The organism is Pedobacter punctiformis, assembly GCF_027213715.1.
Classification (GTDB): domain Bacteria; phylum Bacteroidota; class Bacteroidia; order Sphingobacteriales; family Sphingobacteriaceae; genus Pedobacter; species Pedobacter punctiformis.
In genome coordinates, this window is sequence record NZ_JAPWGM010000001.1 from 871,027 (window position 1) to 885,533 (window position 14,507).

General features: G+C 36.6%; 16 protein-coding genes. 13 read left to right on the top strand and 3 right to left on the bottom strand.

Annotated features, from left to right (window positions below; all coding sequences use genetic code 11):
* Positions 1 to 6: 6 nt before the first annotated feature.
* From O0955_RS03965 to O0955_RS03985, 5 genes are all read left to right on the top strand, one after another.
* Entirely contained in the window at positions 7 to 510 is a 504-nt protein-coding gene (locus tag O0955_RS03965) for a DUF3347 domain-containing protein (protein ID WP_269426223.1), read from the top strand.
* On the top strand, positions 510 to 1,070 hold the full coding sequence (locus tag O0955_RS03970) for a helix-turn-helix domain-containing protein (RefSeq protein WP_269426224.1): 561 nt from the start codon (positions 510 to 512) through the stop codon (positions 1,068 to 1,070). The genes O0955_RS03965 and O0955_RS03970 overlap by 1 nt, the downstream gene beginning before the upstream one ends.
* 140 nt (positions 1,071 to 1,210) lie before the next feature.
* Positions 1,211 to 1,804: a YceI family protein gene (locus O0955_RS03975; protein WP_269426225.1), complete on the top strand. Its 594-nt coding sequence runs from the start codon at positions 1,211 to 1,213 to the stop codon at positions 1,802 to 1,804.
* 96 nt (positions 1,805 to 1,900) lie between these two features.
* Positions 1,901 to 2,725 (top strand): 4,5-DOPA-extradiol-dioxygenase, encoded by an 825-nt coding sequence (ygiD, locus tag O0955_RS03980; protein WP_269426226.1) that lies wholly within the window; start codon positions 1,901 to 1,903, stop codon positions 2,723 to 2,725.
* Between the two features lie 77 nt (positions 2,726 to 2,802).
* The gene (locus tag O0955_RS03985; protein ID WP_269426227.1) at positions 2,803 to 3,522 is read left to right on the top strand and encodes a heavy-metal-associated domain-containing protein; all 720 of its coding nucleotides are present in this window, start codon (positions 2,803 to 2,805) and stop codon (positions 3,520 to 3,522) included.
* A 1-nt stretch (position 3,523) separates the two neighbouring features.
* Here O0955_RS03985 and O0955_RS03990 read toward each other — a convergent pair whose 3' ends face one another.
* From O0955_RS03990 to O0955_RS04000, 3 genes are read right to left on the bottom strand one after another with little or no spacing between them, the layout of a single operon-like run.
* Positions 3,524 to 4,000 carry a DUF6265 family protein gene (locus O0955_RS03990; RefSeq protein ID WP_269426228.1) on the bottom strand — a complete coding sequence of 159 codons (477 nt, stop codon included), beginning with the start codon at positions 3,998 to 4,000 and terminating at the stop codon, positions 3,524 to 3,526.
* Complete coding sequence (locus O0955_RS03995; protein ID WP_269426229.1) at positions 3,997 to 4,521, bottom strand: YfiT family bacillithiol transferase; 525 nt, start codon at positions 4,519 to 4,521, stop codon at positions 3,997 to 3,999. The genes O0955_RS03990 and O0955_RS03995 overlap by 4 nt, the downstream gene beginning before the upstream one ends.
* A 9-nt stretch (positions 4,522 to 4,530) precedes the next feature.
* Positions 4,531 to 5,943, bottom strand: coding sequence for an aldehyde dehydrogenase family protein (locus O0955_RS04000; protein WP_269426230.1), 1,413 nt, complete (start codon positions 5,941 to 5,943; stop codon positions 4,531 to 4,533).
* Positions 5,944 to 6,089: 146 nt separating this feature from the next.
* Here O0955_RS04000 and O0955_RS04005 point away from each other — a divergent pair, with 146 nt between their 5' ends.
* The 8 genes from O0955_RS04005 (at position 6,090) to O0955_RS04040 (ending at position 14,448) form a co-directional block, all read left to right on the top strand.
* Positions 6,090 to 7,277 (top strand): hypothetical protein, encoded by a 1,188-nt coding sequence (locus tag O0955_RS04005; protein ID WP_269426231.1) that lies wholly within the window; start codon positions 6,090 to 6,092, stop codon positions 7,275 to 7,277.
* Between the two features lie 151 nt (positions 7,278 to 7,428).
* Entirely contained in the window at positions 7,429 to 9,801 is a 2,373-nt protein-coding gene (locus O0955_RS04010; protein ID WP_269426232.1) for a S9 family peptidase, read from the top strand.
* A gap of 245 nt (positions 9,802 to 10,046) precedes the next feature.
* The gene (locus O0955_RS04015) at positions 10,047 to 10,679 is read left to right on the top strand and encodes a peroxiredoxin (RefSeq protein ID WP_131538251.1); all 633 of its coding nucleotides are present in this window, start codon (positions 10,047 to 10,049) and stop codon (positions 10,677 to 10,679) included.
* 14 nt (positions 10,680 to 10,693) lie between these two features.
* Entirely contained in the window at positions 10,694 to 11,002 is a 309-nt protein-coding gene (locus tag O0955_RS04020; RefSeq protein ID WP_269426233.1) for a thioredoxin family protein, read from the top strand.
* Positions 11,002 to 11,250, top strand: coding sequence for a DUF6952 family protein (locus O0955_RS04025; RefSeq protein ID WP_269426234.1), 249 nt, complete (start codon positions 11,002 to 11,004; stop codon positions 11,248 to 11,250). The genes O0955_RS04020 and O0955_RS04025 overlap by 1 nt, the downstream gene beginning before the upstream one ends.
* Before the next feature lie 120 nt (positions 11,251 to 11,370).
* On the top strand, positions 11,371 to 12,267 hold the full coding sequence (locus O0955_RS04030) for a helix-turn-helix domain-containing protein (protein ID WP_269426235.1): 897 nt from the start codon (positions 11,371 to 11,373) through the stop codon (positions 12,265 to 12,267).
* A 96-nt stretch (positions 12,268 to 12,363) separates the two neighbouring features.
* A complete protein-coding gene (locus tag O0955_RS04035) occupies positions 12,364 to 13,368 on the top strand; it encodes an aldo/keto reductase (protein ID WP_269426236.1) in 1,005 nt (334 codons plus the stop codon).
* 81 nt (positions 13,369 to 13,449) lie between these two features.
* Positions 13,450 to 14,448: an MBL fold metallo-hydrolase gene (locus tag O0955_RS04040; RefSeq protein WP_269426237.1), complete on the top strand. Its 999-nt coding sequence runs from the start codon at positions 13,450 to 13,452 to the stop codon at positions 14,446 to 14,448.
* The last annotated feature ends 59 nt before the right edge of the window (positions 14,449 to 14,507 follow it).

Below are 14,507 nucleotides of genomic sequence, written 5' to 3' on the forward strand. Positions count from 1 at the left end.
ATACAAATGAAAAAAATATTATTTACGATGGCTTTTATTGCCATCTTCTCGACAAAATTTACTTTCGCACAAAGCAAAACTGATGCTGCTTTTAATCAGGTATTAACTGCTTATTATGATGTTAAAAATGCTTTAGCTACAGATAAGAAAGATGTAGCGGTTGAAAAATCAAAAGTTTTACTGGCAAAAGTTGAGGCGGTTCCGCATACAGACATACCTGATGCAGCGCATAAAATCTGGATGGAACAGGCAGCCATTATTAAAACAAATGCCAAAAGTTTATCGGCTTCAAAGGATATTAAAGTCCAAAGAAAATCATTTGAAAACATTTCATATGCGATGATTAAAACTTTAAAAGCGGTAAAATTTAATTCTGCAACTGTTTATGTGCAGCATTGCCCAATGGCAAAAGCAAGCTGGTTGAACGAAAAGGAAAACATCGAAAATCCGTACTATGGAAAAATGATGTTCGATTGTGGAGATGTAAGCGAAACCATAAAAGCTAAATAATGAAATTGCATATCAAAAATATGGTATGTAACCGTTGTAAAATGGTGGTTAAAGCCGAGCTCGAAAAGCTTGACTTTAAACCGCTATCGGTTCAATTGGGAGAAGTTACGCTTCTGGAAAACATTAATGCTGAGGATAAAGAAAAGATTTCAAACCGTTTAAAACCAATGGGCTTTGATTTATTGGAGGATAAAAAAACCCAGATTGCCGAACAGGTTAAAACACTTATTATTAATTTGGTTCATTATAGTCTGGAACCCTTAAAAGTAAATTTATCTGCTTATTTAAGCGATCAGCTTAACGCAGAATATAACTACATAAGCACCATTTTTTCTGAAATAGAAAATCAAACCATTGAAAAATATTTCATTGCTCAAAAAATAGAAAAAGCAAAAGAAATGCTCAGCTACGGCGAACTTACACTTAGTCAGATTGCCTACCAGCTTAACTATAGCAGTGTTGCACATCTTTCTGCACAGTTTAAAAAAGTTTCAGGTACGACACCTTCCGTTTATAAAATGGCCTCAAGGGATCAACGCAAAACTTTAGACGAAATTTAATGTTATTTAAACGCGTTTAATTTTACCTTTTCTTATCATACATCAAGACTCAAACTGCTTGTATTGCAGTACTTTTGCTTTACATTATTAAACCCGAAAAGGCATGAGCTACCACCTCCTTTTCACAAAAAAAATCCACTATGAAAAAATTATTCTTATTCCTGATTGCTGCTTCAATGAGTGTGGCATCATTTGCACAAACGAACTGGAAAATAGATCCGATGCACTCTTTTGTAAATTTCTCGGTTAAACACATGGGCATCTCATTTGTTGATGGGTCATTTAAAAAATTCGACGGAACAGTTACAGCTTCCAGTCCCGATTTAACAGATGCTAAAATTAGTTTTACCGTTGATGTAAACAGCATCACCACTGGTGTGGATATGAGGGATAACCACTTAAAAACTGACGACTTTTTTAATGCAGAAAAATTCCCTCAAATGAAATTTGAAAGTACTTCTTTCAAAAAAGTTGCGGTAAAAATGAAAGGTCAGCAAACCAACAGATACATTTTAAAAGGTAAGTTAACCATTCGCGATGTAACGAAAGATGTAAGCTTTTTTGTTGAATATGGTGGAACCGCTAAAGATCAGCAGGGTAATACTAAAGCTGGTTTTGCTGCAACAACAACCATAAACCGTTTAGATTACAACATTAAATACGATCCAACAGGTGCTGGTGTTGCTAAAGATGTTTCCATAAAATTAAACCTTGAATTTGTTCAGGGAAAATAAAAATATAAGATCGTTATTCTGGGCTTGTCCCGGAATCTTTCCTTTATTACGGATCCTGAAACAAGTTCAGGATGACGGGTTTCTTTAAAAAACAATATGTCAGCATTATCTCAATTCAGAAATTTTAGTCAGGGCTTAAGTCAAACCGATTTAATGCCTGCGTTATTTATCGGCCATGGTTCGCCCATGAACGGAATCGAAGTAAATGAGTTTAGTAAGAGTTGGGCAGATCTGGCAAAAAACATCCCGGTTCCAAAGGCTGTACTTGTTGTTTCGGCACATTGGTACACCCATGGAACTTTTGTTACCGCCATGGATTTCCCTTCTACCATCCACGATTTTGGAGGGTTTCCGCAACAACTCTTTGATGTTCAATACCCTGCTCCCGGTGATGCGAAACTGGCAGCAGAAATTCCGGATTTGATCCATTCTACCAATGTTGGTTTGGATCACGACTGGGGCTTGGATCATGGGGCCTGGACTGTAGTTCGTCACATGTATCCGGAAGCAAATATTCCTGTTTTACAGTTGAGTATTGATTACACAAAATCACCAGAGCAGCATTACGAAATCGCCAAAGAAATTTATGCACTCCGCAAAAAAGGGATTTTGGTTTTAGGCAGTGGCAATATGGTGCACAATTTGCGCATGTTAAGCTGGGAAATGATTAATGGCGGGGGCTACGACTGGGCCATTGAGATGAATGATAAATTTAAAAGTCTGATTGCAAATGGCGATCATAAACCATTAATCAATTACCGTAATCTGGGGCCTGAAGCTATGCTTGCCATTCCTACTCCCGAACATTATCTGCCGTTAATTTACACTCTTGGCTTAAAAAATGAAAAGGAAGAGTTATCTTTTTTTAATGATAAAGCGGTGGGCGGCTCTTTAACCATGACTTCTGTTCAGGTCGGATAAAATTCTATAATACTTTATGGTTATTCTATAACATTTACCCATGCTTTATAAGGTAAATTTGCCTAAAGATTTTAATTATGACACATACCTATCAACTAAACGGAATGACCTGCGGTAGTTGCGAAAATAAAGTAAAAAGTAATTTACTGGTGCTGCCTGATGTAACTTCTGTTGAAGTTTCTAAGGATACGAATTCAGCAACCATAAGCATGAACAAACACATTAGCCTGGATGCTTTGCAACAAGCTTTAGGCGGGGCGAACAGTAAATATCAGATCTCTGCTGTATCACATAGCGAAGCTTTGGAGCAAACTAAATCCTGGTTTGAAACCTATAAACCAATCGTTTTAATTTTTGGCTACATCATCGCAATTTCTTCCATTGCTTCCTGGCAAAATGGGGGCCTAAATTTTATGGGATTTATGCGTGTTTTTATGGCTGGCTTTTTTCTTACTTTTTCTTTTTTTAAAATGCTCAATTTAAAAGCATTTGCAGAGAGTTATGCCATGTATGATCTGGTTGCTAAAAAATTTGGTGCATGGGGTTATATTTATGCTTTTATTGAACTCGGATTAGGTTTGGCCTTTGCCTTAAATGCTTCTCCGCTAATTGTAAACTGGGTAACCTTAATTGTAATGACTGTTAGCATTTTGGGGGTTTTAGAAAGTGTGATCAATAAGAAGAAAATTCAATGTGCATGCTTAGGCGCTGTTTTTAATCTACCGATGAGCACCGTAACCATTGTGGAAGATGCGTTAATGATAGCCATGAGTGCGGCAATGCTAATATTAATGTAAACTAAATCCGCTTGTACTTAAACTCCGATTTCTTGTTTTGACCATTTATGGCACCCTCTATCCAGGCTAATAAATGATCTTTACCTTGATTCTGATAAACAATTCGCTGAGGAAAATCATGGGTTAAGTTTTCGAAAATATAGGTGTTTTGTTTGGTAGAAATTAATTTAAAACAAACTTCTTTACCATCATTTTGCCCGGTAACAGTCGAACAATAAAACACCTCTTTACCGATTTTTTTAATGGTAAGGGTTTCAGTTAATAAACTGTCTCCCTTTATATTTATTCTATAACTCTCCCCTTTTAAGTTTTGATCTGTATTTATTTTCCAGTGTTCAATAATTTTTCCTTTAGAGGTCTGCATTTCCCATGAGCCCAAAAGAAAATTAAATGCTTTAGGTAAACGATTCTGTGCCTTTGCCCCTAAAGTCACATAGAAAATTAATAATAAAAACAGGTTTAAGGTTTTCTTTTTCATTTCCCGATGGTGTTGGTAATGTGCGCCAGGTGATGTTTTCCGTGCCAGGCATAAGTTCCAAGCATATTGGCCAGGCTTAGCTCTTTTCCAATGGCTGGATGAATATATTTTCGTTGATAATCTTCCTGCTTTAATGTTTTAAGAAAAGCAACCCAGCGTTGATGTAGCACTGTTAACAATTCGATTGAGATTTTAATATCTCCGTTTTTGGCTTCTTCTGTTTCTGCCCAACGTTCTTCATAATAAGGCCTTATAACCGGAACATCTTCCGTTATCGCCTGCTTAAACCGGATGTATGCATTCAAATGGCTATCCGGAATGTGGTGTACAACCTGCTTTAATGTCCAGCCATCGGGCCGGTAAGTTTGGTTTAACTGCACTTCGCTTAAGTTTTCGGTAGCTTGTTTTATTTGACTGGGTAAAGCTTCAATTTCTGAAATCCAGATTTCGGTTTGGCGTTCATCAAAAATTTCAGGCATCAGGAATTGTCCAATTGGGTATTTAAGTTTTTCTAAATCCATTACTTAAAATTACATCAATTTCTTTAACCATTTTAATAATCCCTGTTTTTCTTTATAGGGTGGATAAATCATCTTCGTTACCCCTAGTTTGGATTGAAAAACAACCGCTCTTTCATGAGAGAAATTTTTGAACCCGAAAATTCCGTGGCAACTCCCCATCCCACTGCTGTTTACGCCGCCAAAAGGTAAATTAGGATTGCCAATGTGCACCAACACATCGTTAACACATGTACCCCCGGCACTGGTTTCTGTAATGATTTTTTCTTTGTTTTCAGCACTATCGCTAAAAATATAAAGGGCCAGAGGTTTATCTTTTGCATTAATAAAATCTATGGCTTCCTGCAAATTTTTGTAACGTACAACAGGTAAAACCGGACCAAAAATTTCCTCCTGCATAATTGGGTTTCCAGCATTTACTGATATTAAAATGGTTGGATTTATTGTAAGATTCTCTTCATTGGTCTCTCCTCCCCAAGCCAGTTCAGCACCTTCTTTTAAAGCCTTTTTTAACAGCGTATTTAAACGGTGAAATTGTTTTTCATTAATTATTTTCCCATATACTTCCTCATTAATTCCTTTCCCTGTAAAAAACATTTTTTCTGTCGCTAACTTATAATGCCTTACAAAATCAGCTTCCAGTTTTTCGTCAATTAAAACATAATCTGGTGCAATACAGGTTTGTCCGGCATTAACCAGCTTGCCCCAGGCAATTTTCTCTGCAGCTTTTTTCAGATCGGTTGTATTGTCAATAACCGCAGGAGATTTCCCCCCAAGTTCCAGCGTAACAGAGGTTAAATTTTTGGCCGCAGCCTCCATCACTACTTTTCCAATTGCTGTACTTCCGGTAAAAAATATATGATCAAATGGCAACTTCAACAAAGCAGTAGAAACTTCCGCATCACCTTCGAAACAAGCAATTTCCTCCGGATTAAACGTTTCTGAAATCAGTTTATGAATCACCCTGGCTGTTGTATTGCTTACTTCAGAAGGCTTCAAAATCACACAATTTCCGGCGGCAATAGCGGATACCAATGGACTCATGATTAATTGTAAGGGGTAATTCCAGGGCGCAATAATTAAACACACACCCTTAGGCTCATAATAAATCTTGTTGCTTGCGAAAAAGTTGCTTAAAGTTTTAGCTGCAGATTTGGGCTTCATCCAGTTCCGCAATTTTTTAACAGCATGATCTATTTCTGCATAAGTAAAAAACAATTCGGTTACAGCAGTTTCAAAACGGCTTTTGCGCAAATCTATCTGTAAAGCAGCATAAATTTCATCTTCAAAACTTTCGAGTGCTTTTTTTAATCTTTTAAGTTTGGCAATTCTGGTTTTAGCATCTGTTTTACGCAGTGCGAATTTGTGTTGCTGTTGTCTGGCAAAAACTAACTTTATTTCTTCTTCCATTTTATTTGTTGTCATCTCAAATTTTGCTAAACACTTGAACAGGTTTTCGGTAAATTCAGACAGACATAACTAAGGTGCGAGTTAAATTTAGTTAAAATGAACTCATTTCATTAAAAATTCATTCATTTAAAGCATATTGCAGTTAATTTTAAATCCCACGAATGAAGAAATTGTTTTTTGTTTTGGTATTACTAATCCCCTTGATTATAAATGCGCAAACGATTAAAACAGATGTATTGGTTTTAGGCAACAAAGAAGCTGCCTTTGCTGCCGGCGTACAGGCATCAGAATCGGGTGTAAATTGTATTGTTTTTACGCAAAGCGATGGCTTTAAAATAGAAAACCTTAATCGCTACAAAACAAACGGAGTAATTAAAGCATTTGAAAAAAGGGCAAGAAAATCTTTAAAAATTGCCGATAGCTTAGCCCTTCCGGTAATGTCCAATCAAATTACAAATGCGGTAATAAAAAACTGGGCTGACAGCTCAAAGCTTTTTGATGTAATGAATAATGTACCTTATCAGGAAATTAAACGTACTGGAAATGGTTGGGAAATAAAGTTAACAACTGAAAAAAGCATAAAAGCAAGGGTTCTTGTAATTGCGGATGGTTTGGATAAAGTGATGGCTGCCTTAAAAATGACTCCATTAAAACCTGCCGAAACTAAATCCTTGAATTACAATGAAACTTTTTACCGGACTACGCTTGCCGGAACAACCGGTAAAGCAGAATTTCTATCTCTTTACGACCTCCTTATTCCCAATCAGGAAAATTTATTATACATCCCTGCTGATCATTTAGAACTCGGGCAAGCGGCGGGAGCAACTGCAGCCTATGCCGCATTTTATCAGAAAAAAACAAGTGAATCTGTTTTAAAAGCAATTCAGGGAGAATTGCTGAGTTATAAACTTTCGTTAATGCCTTTTGATGATGTTGAAATTGCAGATTCAAACTGGCTTGCCATGCAAAAAATTGGCATCACCGGAATGATTAAAGCTGAATTAAAAAATGGAAAGGCATATTTTAATCCTGCACAAGCGGTTACTTACGACGAAATTAAACAACCCTTAAAAGATTATTACTATAAAGCACAAATTTGGCTCGATGACCATAAAAATGAGCTCATTAATTTAGAAAATGTAATCTCTCTGGTTTGCTATGTTGGCAATAAATCAGTAGACGCAACGAAGGCTGAACTTGAAAAAAAGTGGAACAAATCTTATAAATTCGATTCAAAATATGACTTAAAGAAGGTATTAAACCGCCGCGAATTTTCGGTTATTATAAACGAATACTTAAAACCATTTGACACTGTAAATGTAGACAAAATGGGGCGGGTTATTCGATAGGCCTTTGCCTCTGAAGATGATATCAGGTATATTTTTGGTAATTTCAGTAGCTCCGTGGCAATTCTTTTATTCATTAACTGGTGTAACATTTCCATTTCCTTACTGATTTAATTTCTGCATTATCTAAATTGCGTTATCCAAACTAAATTTCATGAAGAAATATTTACTTTTCCTTTTGCTCTGCCCGGGCGGGTATGCTTTTGCACAACAGATTGCCCCGCTTACTGTTGATAAGATTATGCGTGATCCAAAATGGATGGGCGTTGCACCAACCAATTACCGCTGGACAGCCGATAGCAAAACCCTGTATTTTAACTGGAATCCTGAAAACAAAACCAAAGAAGAGTTATACAAGGTTTCAGTAAATTCAACAAAACCTGTAAAAGCTACAGAAAAAGAGGACGAAAAATTATTAAGCTTAAACTACGTTTACAATAAAGAAAATACTCTTGGTCTGGTTGAAAAAAGTGGAGATATTTATCTTCAAAACTTGAAAACCAATAAAGAAACCCGCTTAACCAATACGCTTGAACGGGAAAGTAATCCGGTTTTTTTAACCAATGGAAATATCGTTTTTCAAAAAGAAGATAATCTTTACGAAGTTGATCTTCAATCTGCAGAAACCAAACAACTAACCAATTTTGTTAAAGGAAAAAAGCCTTCAAAAACTGATGGTAAAATATCTGAACAGGATAAATGGTTAAAAGCAGAACAAACTGATCTTTTCGATATTATTAAAAAAAGAAATGCCGAAGCCAAAGATAAACCCAGAAATGCGAGAGGGCGTTTTGCCGCGGACACAAAATCACTAAAAGAAATTTATACCGAAGAAAAGTTTTTAAATGGTGTGGTTATTAGTCCTGATGGGCATTTCATTACCTACAAACTCATCAGTCCCGCTCAAAATAACCACAACACCATCGTACCTAATTATGTTACCTCATCGGGTTATACAGAAGATATTCCCGGACGAACAAAGGTTGGAGAAAATGAGGGTACTTCGCAAAGTTTTATCTACGATACACAAAAAGACACCGTTTATGTGATTCAAACAGCTACCATTCCCGGAATAAAAGATTTACCGGATTATCTAAAGGATTATCCTAAAGCACAGGAAGAGGCTAAAAAGAAAAATGAAGATCGTAATGTAAACCTTTTTGGCCCCATATGGAATGAAAACGGAAGCACGGGAATTATGATTGCCGTTTCTACGGATAATAAAGACCGCTGGATTTTAAAACTCGATGCACCAACAGGTAACCTTTCTTTAGTTAACCGCCAAAGAGATGAAGCCTGGATTGGAGGTCCTGGAATTGGGAGTTACTACTCCGGAAACGTTGGTTGGATAGACAATAACCGTTTTTATTATCAAAGTGAGGCTACGGGGTATTCACATTTATATGTTGCAAACCTTTCAACCGGAGAACAGAAACAATTAACTTCAGGAAAATGGGAAGTACAAACATTAAAACTATCTAAAGATAAAAGTACCTTTTATTTTACCGCCAATAAAGAACATCCGGGAATAACCAATTTCTTTAAAATTGGGGTAAACGGAGGCGAGCCAATCCAAATTACCAGCATGAAAGGCTTAAATGAAATCACACTTTCTCCTGACGAAAAGTGGATTGCCATTAATTATTCTTTTATGGATAAGCCATGGGAACTATATCTGCAAGCGAATAATGCGGGAGCAAATGCCGTTAAAATTACTCAATCTACGTCAACAGAATTTAATTCATATAAATGGCGTCAGCCCGAGTTGGTTAGTTTTAAAAACCGATACGGTGCCGACGTGTATGCAAGAATTTATAAATCTGAAAATCCAGATCCCAATCGTCCTGCGGTTGTTTTTGTTCATGGCGCTGGTTATCTTCAGAATGTGCATTATGGCTGGAGTCAGTATTTCCGCGAATATATGTTTAACAACTTGCTTGCAGACAATGGTTACACTGTAATTGACATTGATTACACCGGAAGTTCAGGGTATGGCCGCGACCATCGTACGGGGATTTACCGCCACATGGGTGGAAAAGATTTAACCGATCAGGTAGATGGCGTGAAGCTTTTAGTAGAAAAATATGGGGTTAACCCCAAGCATGTGGGTTTATATGGCGGCTCTTACGGCGGATTTATTACCCTGATGGCTATGTTTAATGAGCCGGATGTATTTACAAGCGGAGCCGCATTAAGATCGGTAACCGATTGGGCACATTACAACTACGGTTATACTTCGAACATCTTAAATGAACCATTTAATGATCCGATTGCCTACAAACAAAGCTCCCCCATCTATTTTGCGGATAAGCTGAAGGGAAATTTATTAATGGCCCACGGAATGGTTGATGTAAACGTTCATTTTCAGGACATTGTAAGAATTACGCAACGCTTTATTGAGCTGGGCAAAAACAATTGGGAACTGGCTGTTTATCCGGTAGAAGATCATGGTTTTATTGAACCCAGCAGCTGGACAGATGAATACAAGCGAATTTTTAAGCTGTACGAAAATACATTGAAGAAATAACTTAGCGCCCAAATACTGTCATACTGAGGTACGAAGCATCTGAAACAAATGAAACAGATACTTCGTACCTTAGGTGTGACAAAAACCTACAAAATACCGAAATAGAAATCTATTATAAGTTTTTTAATAAATATAGTTTTCATCTATATTAATATCAATAAATACAATGAACTATTAATAAAACCGGGTTGATTGGCAAGTGATTTAGCCTTACCTTTGTGCCACAAAATTAAAGACAAAAAATTATGGCAATAGTAGGTAAAAAATTCCCAAGTGTTAGTATTGATGCAATGTCAGATATGGGTGATGACTTGAAAATCAATGTATTTGAAGAAGCTGTAAATAAAAACAGTAAAGTATTATTATTCTGGTATCCAAAAGACTTTACTTTCGTTTGCCCTACAGAGTTACACGCTTTTCAGGCAGCATTACCTGAGTTCGAAAAAAGAAATACAATTGTTATCGGTGCTTCATGCGATACAAACGAAGTCCACTTCGCATGGTTAAATACTCCAAAAGATAATGGTGGTATTGAAGGTGTAACTTATCCAATTTTAGCGGATACACACAGACATTTATCTAACATTTTAGGTATTCTTGATCAGGAAGTTGAATATGATGAAGAAGGAAATGAAGTGTTTACAGGTTCAAACGTTTCTTTCAGAGCAACTTATTTAATTGACGAAACTGGTAAAGTTTTCCACGAAAGTGTAAACGATATGCCGCTTGGCAGAAACGTGAAAGAATATTTACGTTTAATTGATGCTTATGCTCACGTTCAAAAACATGGCGAAGTTTGTCCTGCAAACTGGGAAGAAGGAAAAGAAGCAATGAATGCAAACAGAACTGGCGTTGCTGAATATTTAGCCGCTAACTAATTAAAACAACCATTATGTTTTTAGAATTAACAGAAGATAATCTTCAACAATATCTGGCCGATAATAGCAAGGTAATGGTTCAGTATGCTGCATCATGGTGTGGTAACTGCAGAATCATGAAACCGAAGTTTAAAAAGTTGGCTTCAGAAAATGAAGATGTTGCTTTCTTAATTGTTGATGCTGAAAAATTTCCAGGCTCCCGCAAATTTGCCAACGTAGATAACTTGCCAACATTTGCAGCCTTTGAAGGCGGATCTTTGGTTGATCAGGTACAAACCAACAAAGCAGAAGGTTTAGTAGAATTATTTAATAAAATAAAGTAATGAAGATTCCAGTAATAAGACAATTATTTCAAAATACAACCCCTGAACAACTTGAAACAACTTTGGAGGTTTTAGAGGCCTTTTGTGAGTTTAGAGGCGTTAGCGAAGCAGAAGTTGATGTAGCCGGCGAGATGATCACTAATATTTGTGGTGCGCTTGAGGTACACCAAATGGTGAAAGATGGTGCTGTAGAAAAAGATGCGCTTAATGCATTCGGACAAAAAGTAATGGGGTCTATTGACAGGTAAGCGATCTTAAAACTGATTTACTTTTATTAAAATATAAACCCTCGCAGATGAAAATTTTCGGGGGTTTTTTAATGGCATTCTTTTTAACCAACTATAGTTTGATTTTTATAACTTTACTAAATGAAAACGGAAACTATAGAGGATTTTTACAGTCGCATTTCGCCGGGTTATTCATTAGGGCAGCGTTATAAGCCTCAACAATTTAATGTACAGCCCCGTAATTATAATTGCGGGACCTCTGCAACCGCTTATAACCGCCGTGATTTTTATAAAATATCATTTGTCATTGGCGAAGGGACACTTTATTACGCCAATAAAGGCATAAAGATTGATCGCCCAGCATTAATGTTTTCCAATCCAATGATTCCTTATGCATGGGAACCGTCATCGGAAGAACAAAGGGGTTATTTTTGTTTATTTACTGAAAGTTTTATTCATACTGAAAGCCATCAAAACAGCGTTTTAGAATCTCCTCTTTTTAAAGTAGGTAGCGACCCGGTATTTTTTCTGGATGCAAAGCAGGAAGAAAAGGTAAGTTCTATTTACGAATCCATGATGCAGGAAATAGAAACGGATTACCTGCATAAAACCGAGCTTTTAAGGTCTTATGTGCATTTGTTAATCCATGAAGCATTAAAAATGCAACCCGCACAAAGTTATTTTAAACATGCAAATGCCACTTCCAGGATCACCAATCTTTTTCTTGAGCTTTTAGAGCGGCAATTTCCGATTGATACGCCAAAACATTATTTATCACTTAAGACCCCAAATGATTTTGCACTTAAACTGTCTGTCCATGTTAATCATTTAAACCGGGCGGTAAAACAGATTACCGGAAAAACAACGGGATTACATATTGCAGATAGAATTATGTCTGAAGCCAAGGCGTTACTTAAACATACCGACTGGAATGTAGCAGAAATTGCAAATTGCCTGGGCTTTGAATACCCTGCCTATTTTAACAATTTTTTCAAAAAACACGCCTCAATCACGCCAAGCTCTTTCAGGTTTCAATAGTTTGATTTTTATAACTTTTGGTTAGATTAGCTTAATTCGCTTCTTCCTGTTGTGCTGTAAATTTGTTTAATCAAAAACAAAGAAAATACAACGATTATGAAATACAAAAAATTAGGTAAAACAGATGAGCAGCTTTCAGCATTGGGCTTAGGTTGTATGGGCATGAGTTTCGCTTATGGTCCAACGGATGATGACGAATCCATTGCCACGTTACACAAAGCACTGGATTTAGGCATAAATTTTTGGGATACAGCCGATATGTATGCAAACGGCGATAATGAAAGTCTTATTTCAAAAGTATTGGTTCCAAACCGTGATAAAATTTTTATTGCCACAAAATTTGGATTCCGTTTTAAAGGAGATGAAGCAAGCCCAAGTAGCTCTGCAAACACTTATTTTGATGGTTCTCCGGCTTATATCAAAATTGCTGTAGAAAAAAGCTTAAAAAGGCTTAAAATAGAGACCATAGATCTTTATTACGCACACAGAATAGATCCAAATGTGCCGGTTGAAGATATGGTAGGTGCAATGGCAGAATTGGTGAAAGAAGGGAAAGTGCGTTATTTAGGCCTTTCAGAAGCTTCTCCTGCCTCAATCCGGAAAGCACAAGCCGTTCATCCCATCGCGGCATTGCAAAGTGAGTATTCTTTATTAACCCGGGATGTTGAAGGCGAAATTCTGTCAACGGTAAGAGAGTTGGGCATCAGTTTAATTCCATACAGCCCACTGGCCCGCGGCTTGGTTACCAATACCTTTACCAATGTAGCTGATTTAGCCGAAACTGATTTCAGAAGAACATTACCCCGATATCAGCAAGAGTATGCCGATAACAATAAAAAACTGGTTGAAGGTTTCGCGGCTATTGCAAACAATAAAAATTGTACCCCAGCTCAACTGGCTTTGGCGTGGGTATTGGCTCAGGGTGATGATATTATTCCTATTCCGGGAACTAAAAAAAGAAAATACCTGGAAGAAAATGCAGGTGCTATCGATGTGAATTTATCCGCAACTGATTTTAAAGCTATCGATGACCTTTTAAATCAGTTTCCGGATACGGGAGCCAGATATAGCGAAGGCGCCTTGAAATTAGTTGATAAATAATTGATTTTGAGAGAGGGTTTATTTTACATAAACTCTCTCTCAAAATCGTTTTTATTACATAAATTATAAAGAATCTATACCATGAACAGAAGAAATTTAATTAAGAAAAGTCTTTTTGCAGGAGCATTATCTTTAGCTCCTTTTAAAAAAATTTTGGCCCAAACTCCATCAAAGCCTATTATTTCGGGTAATAATTTGGGTGGATTTAAAAAAATAAATTTTGGCGAAATTGAACTATATATTTTAACGGATGGGCACATTTTGCAAAGCCCTGTTCAACCTTTTATGGCACCAAAAGCAAGTTCTGATGACGTAAATAAAATTCTTGAAGAAAATTTTAGGTCTACAACAGATATAGATTTGGCCATGAATGTATTACTTGTTAAAAGCCAGGATAAGTTGATTTTAATTGATGCCGGGATGGGGATTTTTGCGGATAATAATACTGGTATTTTATTACAAAGTATTGCTAAGGCTGGATTTAGCCCTGATGACATCACTGATATTTTAATTTCACACGCTCATCCCGACCATATCGGCGGTTTAGTTGATAGAAAAAATGAGCTGATATACCCCAATGCAAAATATTTTATTTCGAAAATAGAGCACAATTTTTGGGAAAAAGCAACAATTGACGATTTCAAAAACAGCGAATTAAGAAAACAACCCGATTTGCTTAATCAGCTTATTCCGGGTTTAAAAAATGTGCTTAAAATCATACAACCTAAGCTTAACTATTACAATTTTGATAAGCCCCTATATAACTTATTTAGCTTTCAACTTGCGCCCGGCCATACTCCCGGCTTAACCTTAATTACCTTACACTCTGGTAAAGAAAAATTAATTTACATTGCCGATTTAATACATTCAGATATATTGCTGTTTCCACATCCGGACTGGGGTTTTTCTGGTGATACTGATATTGATTTGGCTACCACAACCCGTAAAAAAGTATTACTTCAGTTAGCTGATACAAAAATAAAAGCTTTTGCTTACCATTTACCCTGGCCGGGCTTAGGTTATACTAAAAAAAGTGGCGGTGCCTACCAGTGGATACCAGAAATTTTTCAAACGCCATAACAGGATTCGTTTTTTAAGGGTATACATGCCTTAGAAAATGATATTTGATGATGGCACTT

Coding starts and splice junctions, on each gene's coding strand:
- O0955_RS03965 (WP_269426223.1), top strand. CDS start 7: ATGAAAAAAATATTATTTACGATGGCTTTTATTGCCATCTTCTCGACA.
- O0955_RS03970 (WP_269426224.1), top strand. CDS start 510: ATGAAATTGCATATCAAAAATATGGTATGTAACCGTTGTAAAATGGTG.
- O0955_RS03975 (WP_269426225.1), top strand. CDS start 1,211: ATGAAAAAATTATTCTTATTCCTGATTGCTGCTTCAATGAGTGTGGCA.
- ygiD (WP_269426226.1), top strand. CDS start 1,901: ATGTCAGCATTATCTCAATTCAGAAATTTTAGTCAGGGCTTAAGTCAA.
- O0955_RS03985 (WP_269426227.1), top strand. CDS start 2,803: ATGACACATACCTATCAACTAAACGGAATGACCTGCGGTAGTTGCGAA.
- O0955_RS03990 (WP_269426228.1), bottom strand. CDS start 4,000: ATGAAAAAGAAAACCTTAAACCTGTTTTTATTATTAATTTTCTATGTG.
- O0955_RS03995 (WP_269426229.1), bottom strand. CDS start 4,521: ATGGATTTAGAAAAACTTAAATACCCAATTGGACAATTCCTGATGCCT.
- O0955_RS04000 (WP_269426230.1), bottom strand. CDS start 5,943: ATGACAACAAATAAAATGGAAGAAGAAATAAAGTTAGTTTTTGCCAGA.
- O0955_RS04005 (WP_269426231.1), top strand. CDS start 6,090: ATGAAGAAATTGTTTTTTGTTTTGGTATTACTAATCCCCTTGATTATA.
- O0955_RS04010 (WP_269426232.1), top strand. CDS start 7,429: ATGAAGAAATATTTACTTTTCCTTTTGCTCTGCCCGGGCGGGTATGCT.
- O0955_RS04015 (WP_131538251.1), top strand. CDS start 10,047: ATGGCAATAGTAGGTAAAAAATTCCCAAGTGTTAGTATTGATGCAATG.
- O0955_RS04020 (WP_269426233.1), top strand. CDS start 10,694: ATGTTTTTAGAATTAACAGAAGATAATCTTCAACAATATCTGGCCGAT.
- O0955_RS04025 (WP_269426234.1), top strand. CDS start 11,002: ATGAAGATTCCAGTAATAAGACAATTATTTCAAAATACAACCCCTGAA.
- O0955_RS04030 (WP_269426235.1), top strand. CDS start 11,371: ATGAAAACGGAAACTATAGAGGATTTTTACAGTCGCATTTCGCCGGGT.
- O0955_RS04035 (WP_269426236.1), top strand. CDS start 12,364: ATGAAATACAAAAAATTAGGTAAAACAGATGAGCAGCTTTCAGCATTG.
- O0955_RS04040 (WP_269426237.1), top strand. CDS start 13,450: ATGAACAGAAGAAATTTAATTAAGAAAAGTCTTTTTGCAGGAGCATTA.